This is a genomic window from Nonomuraea indica (genome assembly GCF_002850745.1).
GTDB classification, from domain to species: Bacteria; Actinomycetota; Actinomycetes; order Streptosporangiales; family Streptosporangiaceae; genus Nonomuraea; species Nonomuraea indica.
In genome coordinates this window covers 41,046-57,278 of the sequence record NZ_KZ559486.1, presented here as the reverse complement: position 1 = coordinate 57,278, position 16,233 = coordinate 41,046, and the positions used below count along the sequence as shown (strand labels likewise).

15 protein-coding genes are annotated in these 16,233 nt (G+C 71.4%); 2 read left to right on the top strand and 13 right to left on the bottom strand.

The genetic code is table 11. The features are described from left to right. The first annotated feature begins 33 nt into the window (after positions 1-33). Positions 34-1,545, top strand: a complete 1,512-nt coding sequence (locus CXR44_RS34000; protein WP_101790254.1) for an MFS transporter — start codon at positions 34-36, stop codon at positions 1,543-1,545. A 91-nt stretch (positions 1,546-1,636) separates the two neighbouring features. Here the strand turns inward: CXR44_RS34000 and CXR44_RS33995 are convergent, their stop codons facing one another. The 8 genes from CXR44_RS33995 to CXR44_RS33960 all read right to left on the bottom strand — a co-directional run bounded on the left by CXR44_RS33995 (position 1,637) and on the right by CXR44_RS33960 (position 10,584). Next, positions 1,637-2,572 carry a serine hydrolase gene (locus CXR44_RS33995; protein ID WP_144070187.1) on the bottom strand — a complete coding sequence of 312 codons (936 nt, stop codon included), beginning with the start codon at positions 2,570-2,572 and terminating at the stop codon, positions 1,637-1,639. An 80-nt stretch (positions 2,573-2,652) separates the two neighbouring features. Next, positions 2,653-3,528, bottom strand: a complete 876-nt coding sequence (locus tag CXR44_RS33990; protein WP_101790252.1) for an alpha/beta hydrolase — start codon at positions 3,526-3,528, stop codon at positions 2,653-2,655. Positions 3,529-3,595: 67 nt separating this feature from the next. Further along, positions 3,596-4,990: an NAD(P)/FAD-dependent oxidoreductase gene (locus CXR44_RS33985; RefSeq protein ID WP_101790251.1), complete on the bottom strand. Its 1,395-nt coding sequence runs from the start codon at positions 4,988-4,990 to the stop codon at positions 3,596-3,598. Positions 4,991-5,155: 165 nt separating this feature from the next. Next, a complete protein-coding gene (locus CXR44_RS33980; RefSeq protein ID WP_101790250.1) occupies positions 5,156-5,959 on the bottom strand; it encodes an ABC transporter permease in 804 nt (267 codons plus the stop codon). Next, positions 5,956-6,807 carry an ABC transporter permease gene (locus CXR44_RS33975; RefSeq protein WP_101790249.1) on the bottom strand — a complete coding sequence of 284 codons (852 nt, stop codon included), beginning with the start codon at positions 6,805-6,807 and terminating at the stop codon, positions 5,956-5,958. The genes CXR44_RS33980 and CXR44_RS33975 overlap by 4 nt, the downstream gene beginning before the upstream one ends. A 3-nt stretch (positions 6,808-6,810) precedes the next feature. Further along, a complete protein-coding gene (locus tag CXR44_RS33970) occupies positions 6,811-8,040 on the bottom strand; it encodes an ABC transporter substrate-binding protein (RefSeq protein WP_180903838.1) in 1,230 nt (409 codons plus the stop codon). Positions 8,041-8,048: 8 nt separating this feature from the next. Next, positions 8,049-9,116 (bottom strand): ABC transporter ATP-binding protein, encoded by a 1,068-nt coding sequence (locus CXR44_RS33965; RefSeq protein ID WP_101790248.1) that lies wholly within the window; start codon positions 9,114-9,116, stop codon positions 8,049-8,051. Between the two features lie 34 nt (positions 9,117-9,150). Then, positions 9,151-10,584, bottom strand: a complete 1,434-nt coding sequence (locus CXR44_RS33960; protein ID WP_101790247.1) for a gamma-aminobutyraldehyde dehydrogenase — start codon at positions 10,582-10,584, stop codon at positions 9,151-9,153. Positions 10,585-10,788: 204 nt separating this feature from the next. On the opposite strand from CXR44_RS33960, the gene CXR44_RS33955 reads away from it, so the two are divergent. After that, positions 10,789-11,283 carry an Lrp/AsnC family transcriptional regulator gene (locus CXR44_RS33955; RefSeq protein WP_101790246.1) on the top strand — a complete coding sequence of 165 codons (495 nt, stop codon included), beginning with the start codon at positions 10,789-10,791 and terminating at the stop codon, positions 11,281-11,283. Here CXR44_RS33955 and CXR44_RS33950 read toward each other — a convergent pair. The 5 genes from CXR44_RS33950 to CXR44_RS33930 all read right to left on the bottom strand — a co-directional run. Then, a complete protein-coding gene (locus CXR44_RS33950) occupies positions 11,262-11,921 on the bottom strand; it encodes a cyclase family protein (protein ID WP_101790277.1) in 660 nt (219 codons plus the stop codon). The two genes, CXR44_RS33955 and CXR44_RS33950, sit on opposite strands and share 22 nt — an antisense overlap. Before the next feature lie 123 nt (positions 11,922-12,044). Then, entirely contained in the window at positions 12,045-12,317 is a 273-nt protein-coding gene (locus CXR44_RS33945; RefSeq protein ID WP_101790245.1) for a hypothetical protein, read from the bottom strand. A 4-nt stretch (positions 12,318-12,321) separates the two neighbouring features. Beyond that, positions 12,322-12,573: a hypothetical protein gene (locus tag CXR44_RS33940; protein ID WP_101790244.1), complete on the bottom strand. Its 252-nt coding sequence runs from the start codon at positions 12,571-12,573 to the stop codon at positions 12,322-12,324. 67 nt (positions 12,574-12,640) lie between these two features. After that, a complete protein-coding gene (locus CXR44_RS33935) occupies positions 12,641-15,412 on the bottom strand; it encodes a glycoside hydrolase family 38 N-terminal domain-containing protein (protein WP_101790243.1) in 2,772 nt (923 codons plus the stop codon). Further along, a partial coding sequence (locus CXR44_RS33930) for a Gfo/Idh/MocA family oxidoreductase (protein ID WP_219602172.1) occupies positions 15,409-16,233 on the bottom strand: 825 nt, incomplete at its 5' end. The genes CXR44_RS33930 and CXR44_RS33935, both read right to left, overlap by 4 nt.

Genomic DNA, 16,233 nt, shown 5'->3' with positions numbered 1-16,233 from the left:
CGGGCGGTCAGCGGCGTCGCCGAGGGTGGCCGCATGACGAGACGATGGTCCTCCCTGGTGGTCGCCTGCCTGGCGACCCTGCTGCTCTCGCTCGACCTCACCGTCCTGCACCTGGCGCTGCCACGGCTGGTCGGCGAGCTCGGCGCGGGCGCCACGCAACTGCTCTGGATCGGCGACGTGTACGGCTTCGCGCTGGCGGGCCTGCTGATCACCATGGGCAACGTCGGCGACCGCATCGGCCGTAAGCGGCTGCTGCTCATCGGCACCGCCGCGTTCGGCGCCGCCTCGGCGGTGACCGCGTACGCGCCGAACGCCGAGCTGCTGATCGCGGCGCGGGCACTGCTCGGCGTGGCGGGTGCGACGATCATGCCGTCCACCCTGTCGATCATCCGGAACGTCTTCACCGACGCCCGCGAGCGCACCGCCGCGATCGGCGTCTGGAGCGGGATGAGCGCCGCCGGGTTCGCCGTGGGCCCAGTGGTGGGCGGGCTGTTGCTGGAGCGCTTCTGGTGGGGTTCGGTGTTCCTCGTCAACGTGCCGATCATGGCGCTGGTGTTCGTCGGCGGCCTCCTGGTGCTGCCGGAGTCGCGCGACCCCGACGCGGGAAGGATCGACCTGCTCAGCGTGGCACTGTCGTTCACCGGCGTGGTCGCGGTCATCTACGCGGTCAAGGAGGCGGCGCACAGGGGCGTCGAGCACGCGGACGTACCGGTGGCCGGCGTGCTCGGGCTGGCCTGCCTGGCCTGGTTCGGCCGGCGGCAGAGCACGCTGGCCGAGCCGCTGATCGACGTGCGGCTCTTCCGGCGGCGGGCGTTCAGCGCGTCCATCGGCACGAACCTGCTGGCCATCTTCACCATGATGGCCATGTCGCTGATCTTCGCCTGGTACTTCCAGCTCGTGCTCGGCTGGTCACCGCTGCAGGCGGGCCTGGCGGGCCTGCCGGGCGGGCTGAGCGGCGCGATCGGCGGGATGCTGGCGGCCCGGCTCATCGGGCCTCTCGGCCGGAACGGCGTCGTGGCGCTGGGCCTGCTGCTGAACGCCGGGGCGTTCCTCGTGTACGGCTCGCTCGGGACGGACGCCGGCTACCCGGTGATCCTGGCCGCGATGCTGGTGGGCGGCCTGGGGATCGGGTTCGCGTTCACCGTCAACAACGACAACGTGCTGGCCGCCGTGCCCAGGGAACGCGCCGGGGCCGCGGCGGCGGTGTCGGAGACGTCGTTCGAGCTGGGCGGCGCGCTCGGCATCGCGGTTCTCGGCACGGTGCTCAACAGCGCCTACAGCGCCGGTCTGCGCCTGCCGGCCGGGGTGCCCGCCGGGGCGGCGCGCGAGTCCATCGCGGGGGCGATGGAGGTGGCGGCGACCCTGCCGCCTGACCAGGCGGCCGCGCTGGTGCGGGCGGCGCGGGTGGCGTTCGTCGAGGGGATGCACGTCACGGGGCTTGTCACGGCGGGGTTGCTGGTGGTGACGGCGGTGTTCGCGTTCGTCGGGCTCCGGGGCGTGCCCAGGGTGATCCCCGAGGAGGTCCTGGCCCGCGCCCGCTCCTGACCCGCGCGGAGCGGCCGGGCGGGGCCGGGCGAGGAAGGGGCGCCACGCCGCCGCACGGAGCGGCCGGGCGGGGCCGGGTGAGGAGGGGGCGTCACGCCGCCGCGCGCGCGGCGCAGGGCCGGGAGCGGAGCGGGGCGAGGCCGGCGAGGCGGGTGCCGACCAGCCGGGCGAGCCCCTCGATGGCCTGGATGCCCTGCCCCTCACCGGCCTGCTGGTCGGTCTGCACCGACAGCAGCAGGTCCCGGCCCGGGCCGGTGATCCGCCCGTAGCTGGTCACCGCCCACGTGTTGCGGACGAACGGCCGCGGGGTCCAGCCGTTCTTGAGCGCCACCCGGTCGCCGGGCCGGGCGGCGGCGCTGACCCCCCACGCCTGCTCCGGCCGGACCCGGCTCATGAGGCCGAGCACCAGGCGGCGGTCCGCGGCGCTCAGCCCGGCCCCGCCCCTGGCCAGGACGGTCAGCAGCCTGATCCGGTCGGCCGGGCTGGTGGTGGTGCCGCCCCAGAACCTGCTCGGCCCCGGCGTGGTCTCCCGCATCCCCGCCCGGCGGTAGAAGCCGCTCATGCCGCCGCCCGCGCCCACCCGCCCCCACAGCGTGTCGGCCGCCGCGTTGTCGCTCTCGCGGATCATGCGGGACGCCAGCTCCCGCTCCCCCGCCGCCGGCCCGGTACGGCGCAGCACCAGCAGCCTGGCCAGGATGTCCACCTTGGCGCCGCTGGCCGTGATGGTGCCGCGCTCGTGCTCCCCGCGGCCCAGCCGCACGCCGGTCACCAGGTCGTGCGCGGCGAAGACGATCCGGCCGGGCCGTCCGGCCAGGTAGCGGTCGATGTCACGCAGCAGCCGGGCGCGGGCGGCCCGGCCGGCGCGCGGATCGGCCACCTTCAGCACGCAGGGCGCCACGATGATCCGGGCCCGCGCGGACGCCACCGGCGAGGGCGGGCCCACCGCCCGCTCGGTGCCGCACCCGGCCCCCAGCCCGAACCCCAGCAGGGCCGTGGCGAGCACGGCACCCCGTCCTGTCGCACCCACGCAGCAACCCCCGAGATGTCACCGGGGGTCACGACGATCCATCCCCTCATGCCCGCCTTGTCACACCTCGGGGGGCGGGGTCACAGATGCTCGCGCAGGAAGGCCGCGGTCGCCTCGACGGCCTGCGACACGTACGGCTCGGCGTCGTAGAGGTCGATGTGCCGCCGCGCGTCGAGCCAGACGAGCCGTTTGGGCTCGTCGAGCCGCCGGAACGCCTCCTCCGCGCCCTCCGGCGAGCAGAACCGGTCGACCACCCCGTGCACGATGAGCGCCGGCTTGGGCGACAGGAAGTCCGCGCCCATCATGTTGTCCATGGTGATCAGCTCGCGGACGCTGGCCCGGGTGACCTCGTTCCGCCAGGTCGCCGAGGCGGCCCGCCCGGTGCCGTAGTAGGCCCACGGCTCGTCGCCGGGCATGGCGGCCTCGCCCTCCTCGGCCACGGCCGGGAGGTACTCGACCGGCCCGCCCCGGTCCTGGCGTTCCAGCACCTCGCCGAGAGCGGCCAGCGCCGCCTGGTAGTCCATGCCGGCCCGCATCGCGTAGGGGTTGTTGTACGCCCCGGCGATCCCGGCGAACACCTTCACCCGGGGGTCGAAGGCGGCGAACTTCAGCGCGTACCCGCCGCCGAGGCAGATGCCGACGGCGCCGATCCGCTCACCGTCCACCTCCGGCCGCGATCTCAGCAGCGACACCGCGGCCCGCAGGTCGTTCAGCTTGCCCTGCGGATCCTCGTGCCGCCGCGGCGTGCCCCGGGACTCGCCCCAGTTGCGATGGTCGAACGCCAGCGTGACGTACCCCTCGCCGGTGAGCCGTTCGGCGTACAGACCGGTCACCTGGTCGCGGACGCCGGTGAACGGCCCGGTGAGCACGAGCGCGGGCAGCGGCCCGCGCGCGCCGGCCGGCACGCGCAGGTCGCCGGCCAGCTCGATCCCGTCGGCCGCGAAAGTGATCCTCATGCCCCCAGTGTGGGGGTCGCGGCGACCGGCCGGCACCCGGCCGCCGCGGCCTCGCGGCATCCGCGGGTCAGGAGTCGAACCCGAGGCCCATCCGGTCGAGGGTCCGCAACCACAGGTTGCGCCGGCCCTGGTGGCGGTCGGCCTGGGCGATCGACCAGCGGGTGAACTGGATCACCCCCGACCGCACCGGCTCGGGCGGGAACGGGACGGGCTTCTCCCGCACCATGCGCAGCTCCGTCCGCTCGGTCCGCTCACCTGACAGCAGGTCGAGCATGACGTTGGCGCCGAAGCGGGTGGCGCCGACGCCCATGCCGGTGTAGCCGACCGCGTAGGCCAGCCGTCCGCCGTGCGCCCGGCCGTAGAAGGCGCTGAACCTGCTGCACGTGTCGATCACGCCGCCCCAGCGGTGCGTGAAGCGCACGTCCGGAAGCTGGGGGAAGGTGGTGGCGAAGTGCTCGGCCAGGGTGACGAACGTCTGGTCACGCTGGTCGTACTCCGGCTTGACCAGGCCCCCGTTGTAGTAGACGGCGTCGTAGCCGCCCCACAGGATCCGGTTGTCGTCGGTCAGCCGGTAGTAGTGGAACTGGTTGGCCGAGTCGCCGACGCCCTGCCGGTTGCGCCAGCCGATCGCGGCGAGCTGGTCGTCCGACAGCGGCTCCGTCATGAGCGCGTAGTCGTAGACCGGCACCACGAAGTGCTTGAGCCGGCGCAGCAGCGGCGGGAACACCCCCGTGCCGAGCGCGACCCGGCGCCCGGAGGCGACTCCGTGCGGGGTGTGCAGGCGGATGACGGTCCCGTCGTCGTCGAGCGAGCGGACCGGGGTGCGCTCGTAGACGCGTACGCCGAGCCGCAGGCACGCCTCCCGCAGCCCCCACGCCAGGCGGGCCGGGTCGAGCATGGCGCAGCCCCGGCGGTCCCAGAGCCCGCCCAGGTAGGTGGGCGAGTCGATCTCCGCCCGGACCTGCTCCCGGTCCATCGCCTCGTAGTCGAGGCCCAGCTCGGCGATCAGGTCGAGGTGTTCGGTCAGCCCGTCGAGCTGCCACGGCTCCGTGGCGACGTTCAGCTCTCCGGTGCGCTCGAACGAGCAGTCGATGCCGTGGCGTTCCAGCGTCCGCTCGATCTCGTCGAGGTTCTCCACGCCCAGGCGTTCGAGCCGGCCGATCTCGTCGGGCCAGCGTTCCAGGCCGTTGGCCAGGCCATGGGTGAGGGTCGCCATGCAGAACCCGCCGTTGCGGCCGGAGGCCGCCCAGCCGATCCGGCGCCCCTCCAGCAGGACGACGTCCTGCCCGGGGTCGCGTTCCTTGGCCATCAGGGCCGTCCACAGCCCCGAGAAGCCTCCGCCGACGACGACCAGGTCGGCGCTCGTGTCTCCGATGAGCCGCGGTCGCGGCTCGGGTCTGGCCGGGGTGTCCAGCCAGTACGGCTTGCGCTCCGCGTCAGCAAGCGCCTTCAGCGGATCCACAAATCCCACTTCCCTACGGTGTTGTTCGTTGTGTGATTGCGGGATCTCAAGGTGTTTGACCTCGCGCGGGTTCCCCCCGCCGGTATCCGATCTCGCCTCCCTGTTCTTTGCCGGAGTACGCGTAACCCCCCGCGGGGCCGCGGGGGGAAGCTTGGTGCGCGGGCGTCAGGCGCGGCGGCGCGCGGCGACCGCGTTGGCGATCGCGATGAGCACGCCGATGCCGAAGATCAGCGTACCCATGACGTTGACCTGCGGCGGGATGCCTGTCTTGACGGAGCCGATGATCCACAGCGGGAACGTGATGGTCGAGCCGTTGACGAAGCTGGTGACCACGTAGTCGTCGATGGACAGCGCGAAGGCCAGCATCGCGCCCGCCGCCACGCCCGGCATGATGGCCGGCAGCGTCACCTGGCGGAAGGTCCCCCACGGGGTGGCGCCCAGGTCTCGGGCCGCCTCCTCCAGCGACGGGTCCAGCGTGACGACGCGCGCCCGCACGGTCACCGTGACGAACGACAGCGAGAACAGCACGTGCGCGATCGTGATCGTGGCGGCGTCGCGCGGCAGGTTGGCCGAGACGAACAGCGACAGCAGCGAGGCGCCCATGACCAGTTCGGGGGTGGAGATGGCGGCGAAGACCAGGAAGTTGGTGACGCCCCGTCCCTTGAAGCGGTGGCGGCCCAGCGCCAGGCCCAGCATCGTGCCGATCACCACCGTGACGACGGTGCTGGCCACCGCGATGTAGATCGAGTTGAGCAGCGCGGTGGTGAGGTCGGAGATGCCGAACAGCTCCTGGTACCACCGGAGCGTGAAGCCCTGCCACCTCGTGTTGGACTTGCTCTTCTTGTCGTTGAAGCCGAACAGGATCATCACGGCGATCGGCGACGACAGCCAGGCGATGATCAGCCAGGTGTAGGCGTGCAGCAGCCGGTCGCCGAGCTTCCCGCGCATCCGGGTGGACAGTCTGGTCATCGCGCCGCCGCCTCCAGCACGTTCTCCGTGCCGAGCACCCGGGCGTAGACGAAGATGCCCACGAGCAGCACCGCCATGAGCGTGAACGACAGCGCCGAGGCCGTCGGGTACTGCAGGTTGGTCAGGTAGGTGGTCTGGATGATGTTGCCGATCATGGTGTTGGACGTGCCGCCGAGCACCTGGGCGTTGACCGGGTCCGCCGTGGCGGGCACGAACGTCATGAGCACCCCGGCGAACACCCCCGGCAGCGACAGCGGCAGCACGACCCGCCGGAAGGCCGCCGTGCGGGAGGCGTACAGGTCCTGCGCCGCCTCCACGACCCGCGGGTCGACCCGCTCCAGCGCCACGTAGATCGGCAGGATCATGAACGGCAGCCAGTTGTACGTCAGGCCGGCGATCACCGCGAACGCCGTGGCGAGCACGTGGAAGTCGGCGGGCAGCAGCCCCCAGCCCTTCAGCGTGCCGAACAGGATGCCGTCGTCGGCCAGCAGGAAACCCCACGAGATCGTCCGCAGCACGAACGACACGAAGAACGGCAGCAGGAGCAGGAACAGGTACATCGACTTGCGGTGGCCGCCCTTGAAGGCGATCCAGTAGGCCACCGGGTAGCCGATCAGCAGCATCGCCAGCGTGGCCGCTCCGCCGTACGCCAGGGAGCGCACGAGCTGGGTGCTGTAGCGGCTGAGAGCGTCGGTGTAGTTGGAGACGCTGAACGTCATCGCGAAGCCGTCGATGGCGTTGCCCGTCTGCAGCGACACCGACGCCATGGCGGCCATCGGCACCACCAGGAAGATCGCCAGCCACATCCAGCCAGGCAGCGCCAGCAGGTACGGGGTGAGGCGCTTCATGCCCTACGCCTGCGTGATCGACTGGAAGATCGGGTTGAAGACCTGCTCCTGCGCCGTGGTCAGCTTGGTGTAGCTGTGCAGCTTGGCGTAGTCGGCCTCGGTCGGGAACATGAGCGGGCTGGAGACCATCTGGTCCAGCGACTCCTTGTCCTCGCCCGTGGCCTTGGCGGCCTTGTCCTTGAGGATGTCCTGCACGGCCGGCACCGGGGTGATGAACTGGATGAACTCGTCCAGCTCGGCGGCGATGGCCGGCTTGTACAGGAAGTCCATGAGCATGAGCGCGTCGACCGGGTTGGCGGCGCCCTTCGGGATGAGCATGTTGTCGGTCCAGATGGTGCCCCCTTCCTCGGGCACGTAGAACTCGACCGGCTCGCCCGCGAGCTGACGCTGGAAGACGTCGCCCGACCAGGCCATGCTGATCCAGATGTCGCCCTTCGACACCGCGTCGATGTACGCCTGGTCGTAGTACTTCCGGACGATTCCCGCGTCGCGCTGGGCCTTGAGCTTCTCCCCGGCCTTCTGCCAGTCCGCCTCGGTCGACGCCTCCGGCGCGATGCCGAGCGCGATCATGCCGAAGTTGGCGATCTCCTGGGCGTCGGCCATCATGCCGACCCGGCCCTTGTACTTCGGGTCGAACAGAGCGTTGATGCTCTTGAGCTCTTCCTTGACGTACTTGGTGTTGTACGCGATCCCCGTCACACCCGAGGTGTAGGGGATCGTGTAGGTGTTGCCCGGGTCGTAGGCCCGCTTCTTGTACGCCGCCCCGGCGTTGGCCGCGAAGTTCGGCAGCTTGGAGTGGTCCAGCGGCACGCAGTAGCCCAGCTCGATCATGTGCTGGAGCTGGATGCCGTTGGTCATGACGACGATGTCGTAGCCCAGCGACTGGCCGGCGCGGAGCACGGGGTCGGCCTTGCCGAAGAACTCGGCGTTCTCCTGGATGACCTCCTTGTACTCGTAGGCGATGCCGGTCTCCTTCTGGAACTGCTTCAGCGGAGCCTGATCCTCCGGCATGTACTCCGGCCAGTTGGCGAAGACCACCTTGCCGTGCTTGGTCTGCTTGGCCCAGTAGTCCTGGACCGCGTCGGTCTTCGGCGGCGCCGCCTTCTGGCCTTCCACGCCGCAGGCGGCCAGGGCCAGGCCGGCCGCGGAGAAGCCGGCGATCCGGAAGGCCTCGCGGCGGGTGCGGGGCTGCGTCATGCCCCGCAGCAGGGCGGGGTCGTACTGGTGCTTCATGTGCTCGGTCAACTTCCTAGTGCGTAAGAGTGCTGCGCCTGCCACGACAGCCACACCGCGTCGCCTCGCTCCGCGATGTTCCTGGCGTCGTGCGCGTTCTGCTGGAACACCGTCACCTCCGTCCCGCCCGCGAGGCTGACGGCGTAGCTGGTGTACGTGCCCAGGTAGACCACCTCGGTGACGGTCCCGGGCACCACGCTCACCTCGCCGTCCGGCTTCTCGGCGGAAATCGTGATCTTCTCCGGGCGGACGGTGAGCGTGACGTCGCCCTCCCGCTCCGGCACCAGGACCCGGCCGCCGCCCACCTCCAGGACGCCGCCGTTCGCGACGCCGGACAGGAGGTTGGAGGTGCCGATGAAACCCGCGACGAAGGAGCTGGCCGGACGCTCGTAGATCTCGCGCGGGCCGGCGAGCTGTTCCACGAGGCCGTCCTTCATGACGGCGATGCGGTCGCTCATCGTCAGCGCCTCGCTCTGGTCGTGCGTCACGTACACGAACGTGATGCCGACCTCGCGCTGGATCCGCTTCAGCTCGATCTGCATGGCCTGGCGCAGCTTCAGGTCGAGCGCGCCGAGCGGCTCGTCCAGCAGCAGCGCGCTCGGCCGGTTGACCAGGGCGCGGGCCAGCGCGACCCGCTGCTGCTGGCCGCCGGACATCTCCCGCGGCCTGCGCTTCTCCCGGCCCGTCAGGTCGACGATCTCCAGGATCTCGCCGACCCGCCGCTTGATCTCCTCCTGGGGAGTCCTGCGCTGCTTGAGGCCGAAGGCCACGTTGTCCCACACGTTCATGTGCGGGAACAGGGCATAGGACTGGAAGACCATGTTGACGTCGCGCTTGTTCGGCGGGACGTTCGTCACGTCCTGCCCGTGCAGCTTCACCACGCCTCGTGAGGGCTCCTCGAAGCCGGCGATCATCCGCATGGTGGTGGTCTTGCCGCACCCGGAGGGGCCGAGGAGGGAGAAGAACTCCCCCTCGGCGATGTCGAGCGTGACCCCCTTCACCGCCTGGACGACCTCGCCGTGCGAGACGTACTCCTTGACGACGCCTTCGAGTTCGATCGCGTTCAGCTCGGCCATGTCCAGGTTCTATTCCTTGTCGTGCCGTGTCGCGTTATTCGCCGATGTAGTGCATGACGTGCTTGACCCGGGTGTAGTCGTGCAACCCGAACACCGACAGGTCCTTGCCGTACCCGGAGTGCTTGAAGCCGCCGTGCGGCATCTCCGAGACGAACGGGATGTGGGTGTTCACCCAGACGACGCCGAAGTCCAGCCGGTTGGACATCCGCATGGCGCGGCCGTGGTCGGACGTCCACACCGAACTGCTCAGGCCGTATTGGACGTCGTTGGCCTTGGCCAGCGCGTCCGCCTCGTCCGTGAACGTCTGCACGGTGATGACCGGGCCGAACACCTCGTTCTGCACCATCTCGTCGTCCTGGCGGAGCCCGGAGACGACGGTCGGGGCGAAGAAGTAGCCCTTGTCGCCGACCCGGTGGCCGCCGGTGAGCACCTTGGCGTGCGACGGGACCCGGTCGATGAAGCCCTGCACCTTGGCGAGCTGGTTGGCGTTGTTGAGCGGGCCGTACAGGGCGTCCTCGTCGGACAGGTCGCCGGTGACGGTGGCCGCGGCCGCCTCGGTGAGCGCGGCGACGAACTCGTCGTGCACGCTCTCGTGGACCAGCACCCGGCAGGCGGCGGTGCAGTCCTGGCCCGCGTTGTAGTAGCCCGCCACGGCGATGTCGGCCGCGGCCTTGCCGAGGTCCTTGACGTCCTCGAACACCACGACGGGCGCCTTGCCGCCCAGTTCGAGGTGGACCCGCTTGAGGTCGTCGGCGGCGGTCCTCGCCACCGACATGCCCGCGCCGACCGAGCCGGTGATGGCGACCATGGCGGCCGTCGGGTGGCCGACGACCAGGGCGCCGGTCTCGCGGTCGCCGGTGACGACGTTGAAGACCCCGGCCGGCAGCACCTCGCCGAGGATCTCGGCGAGCTTGAGCGTGGAGGCCGGCGTGGTGTCGGACGGCTTGAGCACGACCGTGTTGCCCGCGGCCAGAGCCGGGGCGATCTTCCACACGGCCATCATCATCGGGTAGTTCCACGGCGTGACCTGCCCGATCACGCCGATCGGCTCGTGCCTGATGACGCTGGTGTGCCCGGCGAGGAACTCCCCGGCCGTCGGCCCCTCCAGCGTGCGCGCGGCGCCGGCGAAGAAGCGGAAGTGGTCGGCGGCGACCGGGGTCTCGTCCTCCGCCATGCGGGCGCGGGGCTTGCCGGTGTTGAGGCACTCCGCCTCGTTGATCTCGTCGGCCCGCGCGTCGATCGCGTCGGCGACCTTGAGCAGCAGGTTGGCCCGCTCCCCGGGGGTGGTCCGGCCCCATGACTCGAACGCGGCAGCCGCGGCGGCGTAGGCAGCGTCGACATCCTCCTGGCCGGAGATCGGGGCCTCAAGGTAGGCCTCGCCGGTGCAGGGATCGATGATGTCGGAGAATCGGCCGCTCTTGGCGTCCACGAACTCACCGTTGATGAAGTTCTGCAGACGGGTGGTCAAGGCAATGACCTCCTGGTGAGGTGGCTGAGATGCCGCGACTCTTACAGAGCACGTGCGTCTGGACAAGGGATTTCGTGGCGAAGATATCAAATTGCTACGAAATCGCTTGACAGGACCGCCAAAACTGACAACATGTCGCACCAGGACGGCAATGAGACGGGAACGCGCCCGTAACGGCGCGACCGGCTGGGAGGACTCCTCGCAATGACGACGCCGCCGCGCGTGCGCCGCAACAGCGCCGCAACGCCCGGGCCATTCGTGCTCGACGATTTGTCCAAGCAGATCATCGAGCAGCTCCAGGCCGACGGGCGCATGCCGTACGCGGCGATCGGCAAGGCCGTCGGCCTGTCGGAGGCCGCGGTGCGCCAGCGCGTGCAGCGGCTGCAGGAGGCCGGTGTCATGCAGATCGTCGCCGTGACCGACCCGCTGACCCTGGGGTTCCCGCGCCAGGCCATGATCGGGGTCAACTGCGAAGGCGATCTCGACACGGTCGCCGACGAGCTGGCCGCGATCGAGGAGATCGACTATGTGGTGCTCACGGCGGGCTCGTTCGATCTGATCGTCGAGGTGGTCTGCGAGGGCGACGGTCATCTTTTGGAAATTCTCAGCAAAATCCGCGCCATTCCCTCCGTACGGACCACCGAGTCGTTCGTCTATCTCAAGTTGCGCAAGCAGACCTACTCGTGGGGGACACGCTGACCCAGCCGCGCGACGGCTCTGACCGGCGCCCCGTCGGCCGCCCCGAGCCGCAGCGGCAGCATCGACACCTCCACCGCCCGTCCCTCCGCCTGCGCGGCGACCAGCCGGTCGAGCCCGGTGAGGTTCTCGGCGATGACGGCGTGCGCGCCGCACAGCACGCGGTGCGCGGGGAACTCCTCGGCGGGGGTGGGGTCGACGCTCAGCGCGTCGATCCCCACCGTGCGCACACCCCGCCGCATGAGCAGCGCGGCGGCCTCCTCGCTCAGATAAGGGTGGTCCAGGTACGCCCGGCTCCCCCAGTGCGCCGACCACCCGGTCGCCACCAGCACGATCACCCCGGCCGGGACCTCGGCGAACGCCTCCGGCCCGATGGGCGAGCGCGGCGCGAGCCCACGGCGGTCCACGACGACGGCGGGCCCGATGAAGCGCTCCAGCGGCAGCTCCTCCAGCGTGGGCAGCGCGTCGTCGATGTGGAAGGGCGCGTCCACGTGCGTGCCCGACTGGGAGCCGAGGTGCACCGACAGCACGTTGACGCCGTCGCGGGCCACGGTGAGCGCCGGGGTGAGGCTCACCTCCGGATCGCCGGGGTAGACCGGCATCCCGGTGGCGACCGGCACGGACAGATCGACGAGTTCCATGCCCGACATCGTCACACGACCGCCTCGTCGACCGCCTTCGACCAAGGTCGGGCACTGGCGCACTACGGCGACGACACCACCGGCCGCGACCCGTCGTCGAGCGTCGGCTCCGCCGAGGCCTGACTAGCCATCCAGCCCGCCCGCCGCTTCGGCCTGCGCGATCGGTGACGGTTCCGAGCCGAAGATCTCCTCGGCGGAGCGGACGCTGAGGGCCTTTCGGACCCAGAACTCGATCTCCGTCTTGTCAGTGAGACTCATGAAGCGCTCGACGTCCTTTTCGGAGAGGTAGACCCCCTGGTATCGGAGGCGGGCCCGCAACCCATTCGCGAACCAGTCCGGATGACCGATTCTGATCAGGTTGTAGCCGAACTCCGCGATGAGCTCGCTCGTTGTCAAGGGCCTAGACAAAGAGCTCCTCCACCGACTCGACGTTGGGCGCCCGCAGGACCCACTTACGCAGGACGTCCAGGTCGGTGGTGGACATGATGCGCGCCCGATCGTCCTCGCTCAGCGCGACGTGCCGATGGTCGAGCAGCAACAACACAGCCTCCGCCTCGCCCTCGGCCTTCCCCTCGGCTTTGCCTTCGGCCTTTCCTTCGGCCTTGAGGGCGCGGGCGTACTCGCCCTGGTAGAGGTGGGTCTGGGTGGCCATGAGTCGCCCCTCATGGAGGGGGGTAACCATGGCCGGAATATTACCCTACGCGAGCACGTCGGCACGTTCAGTCAGCTAGCTGGACGGTGGCGATCTCCCAGGGGTCGAGGGGGAGGCGGAGGGTTCCGCCGGTGACCGGCAGCGGGGTGCCGGGGCGGCCGCGGAGGTCGGCGTGGCGGGCCCCGGTGAAGGGGCCGGTGATGACCGCTTCCGTGGCCGTCGGGGTGAGGGCCACGACGCGGAGCTCGCGCCGGTCGTCGCGCATCCGCAACGAGGTCATGACCACGCCGTCGCCCGTCACCGACAGGCCGGCGGCCGGGGCGGGCAGGGGCAGCGACGGGTCGCCCGCACCGGGGACCGGCAGCAGGTCGTGCCGGAAGGTCTCCGCCGCCGGCGGCACCGCCGCCCAGGTCCCGCTGTACGGCATGAGCGCCAGGTCCACCGTGCGGGGGCCGCGCGACTGGGCGGCGGGCGTGGCCAGCTGCGGGCCGGCGGGCTCGGGGCGCAGTGCGTGGCGGTTGCGCGACAGGTAGCCGACCGAGCGGAGCAGGGTGAGCGCCAGCTCGCGTCCCTCGTCCGCGAGCTCGTACTCGGTGACGTGCTCCAGCAGCGCCGCCACTCCCCCGGCGGCCACCCACGAGGCGGCCGGGAACGTGGGCAGCGGCTCCTCGCCGCACCCGCCCTCGGCCGTCAGCCCGCGGGTGACGACCGCGAACTGGCCCTCGGCGTGGGAGGTGCTCGCCTGTTCGGGCAGCGGCACGTGCAGTCGCACCCGGTGGTCGGCGCAGCGGTTGTCGAACGCGACGCGCAGCCGGACGAACGGCTCGCCCGCCCGCAGCTCGACTCTGGTGTCGACGACGATCTCCTCGGTGGCGTCCGTCCGGGACGGGGCGGGCAGCTCGGGGGTGCCCTCGATCCCGGCTCCGGCGACCGGCCAGCGGTAGACGCGGCGAACGTCGAGGACGGCGACGAGCGGGCCGCCGCAGACGGCGTCCACCTCGACGCTCTCGGGTTCGTCGACGATCCGGTCGGTGGCGGGCGGCGCGTGGTTGTAGGTGTCGCCGACGTCGCCGCCGTCGACGATGCGGCCCGCTCCGGTGAGCGTCACGCCGTCGGCGCCGGTCAGGGAGAGGGTGCCGTCGGCCGCCACCTCGACCCGCAGCAGGCCGTTGTCGAGCACCTGCCCGTCCGCCCGCACCGGGATGATCGCCCCGCCGCCAGCGGTCGGAGAGGCGGTCGGGGAGGCGGTCGGAGAGGCGGTCTGGGAGGCGGTCTCCCCGGTGGTGGGGGCGGTGTCGTGCGGGACCGGGCGCAGGCTCGTGTGGCCGAGCGGGGGCACCTCGACGAGCGTGGCGACCGTGCGGCGCGGCTCGGCGACGATCCGGACCCGGGTCACGCCGTCCAGCCTGCCGCGCAGTTCCGCCACCGTGAACGCGGCCGACGTCTCGCGCGCCACGGTGAAGGTCAGGGTGCCGCCCTCGACGGACCAGCCGGTGATCTGCTGTCCGTACAGTTCGGTGCCGTGGATGAAGGTCAGCGCCGTGGCCGGGTCCATCTCCTCGTCCAGCAGCAGGGTGGGCGCGTACTCCAGCGGCTGGAGGGGCAGGCGGCGACCCGCGGCGTCCACCAGCGGGTCGTTCCCGGCGACGTCCACGAGGACGACGCCGCGCCGGGCCGCCGGTGTCGGGTTCACGACGAGCACGCCGCCGGCGGGCACGGCGGCGGCCAGTCTCGCGGTCACCATGTCGCGGACGGCCTGCCCGAGGTGCTCGGCCTCGGCGATGCGGGCGGCGACCTGCTGGGCGGTGTCGTCCACGCCGCAACCGGTGACGGAGTCGTGGCCGCTGGCGTCCACCAGCCGCCACCAGGCCATGTCGAGGAAGCGGCCCGGCCACTCGTCGCCCCAGAGCGCGGCGAGCGGTTCGGCGTAGCGTTCGACCATGCGCTCGGCGCGGCCCATGGCCTGCTTGACGTGCGCGCGGACGGAGATGACGCCGGGCAGGATGTTCGCGCGGGCGTGGGAGCGCAGCTCTCCGGTGACGCGCGGCAGCCCGTCCACGGCTCCGCCCTGGCCATTAGCCGTGATATATCCGGACAAGGTGTCCATGCGGGCGCCGATCGCGGCCACCATGCCGGGCAGGCCGCGCACCGGCGCCGAGTGGTCGGTGCCGTACATGGCGAGCAGCGGCCCGTCCGGCCCGTGCCACTCGCGCATCCGCCCGGTGAACTCCGCCGCCCGCTCGGCCAGCCGCCCCGGCTCCTCGAACAGGTGGGCGCCGTTGCCGTAGCCGCCCGCCGGGAGGTACTGCGCGCGCACGGCGGTCCCGTCGGGCGCCACCCAGGCGAAGGCGTCGGTCACCACGGCCGACGGCACCCCACGGTAGACGCAGGCGTGCAACAGCCCCGCCTTGCGCAGGATCTGCGGCATCTGGGCCGTGTGGCCGAACATGTCGGGCAGGTAGCCGACCGGCATGGCTCCGCCGAGCTTGTCGGCCCGGTCCATGCCGAGTTCGAGGTTGCGGACGATGTTCTCACCCGAGCACAGGAACTCGTCCAGCAGGATCTGCCACGGCCCCACCGCGAGCCGTCCCGACTCGACCAGCGCGGCGATCCGGTCCCGCTGCTCGGGCCGGACCTCCAGGTAGTCGTCCACGCAGGCCAGCTGCCCGTCGAGGGTGAAGTGGTAGGCGGGCTCGCGCTCCATCGTGTCGAGCACCTCGTCCAGCAGCGCCACCAGCCGCAGCCGGAAGCGCTGGAAGGGCTCGTACCACTCGCGGTCCCAGTGCGTGTGCGGGACGACGACGATCTCGGCGGGCCTGGCTGACTGCTCGGCGCTCACGCGGCTTCCCCTCCGATGGGCAGGTCGTGCTGTACGGCGTAACGGGCGGCCACGCGCTGGGCCGTGACGATGTCCTCCAGGGCCCCGGCCATGCCGGTCAGCGGGGCCCTGCCGTCGGTGACGAAGGCGTGGAAGGCGGCGAGCTGCGTCTCGAACGCCTCGGTCACGTCCCGCCACTCGGTGCGGCTCTCCCCGCCGGAGACCGGGGACACGACGGTCAGCGTCGTGGGGGCGTTCATCAGGTAGGGCGCGGGGAAGGCCAGCTCCAGCGTGCCCCGGTCGTGGTGGACGGCCACGGTCTCGCGGTAGGCGGGATAGTCCTCCAGGTAGTGCCAGCGGATGGAGAAGCGGCCGGAGACGGGCAGCGGTCCGGAGATCTCGACCGACCCGGGCCCCTCCCCCCACGTCTCGACGTGCGAGATCTCGACGGGCGAGCCGGTGAACCTCCGCAGCAGCGACAGGTCGTGGCAGATCGACCCGAGCGCCACCGCGTACAGGTCGCGCACCTGCCGCGGGGCCGACTCGCCGAGGGCCACGGAGACGAGGGCGTCGTCGGCCGCCCGCAGCGAGGCGAGCAGGCCGGCGTCCACGTCGCCGGCCTGGGCGAGGTGGGCGAAGGCGAGCTGGGAGGCGGCGCTCGGGTGCAGCACGGTCACCTCGACCGACCGGATGGCGCCCGGTCCGCCCAGCTCGGCCAGGAGCTCCTCGGCCCGCAGCACGGCCGGGTCGTACTGCTTCATGTAGCCGACCATGAGCCGCCCGGCCGGCAGCGCGGTCACCTCCGCGCGGGTCAGTGCCAGCGGCTTCTCGCACAGCACGGC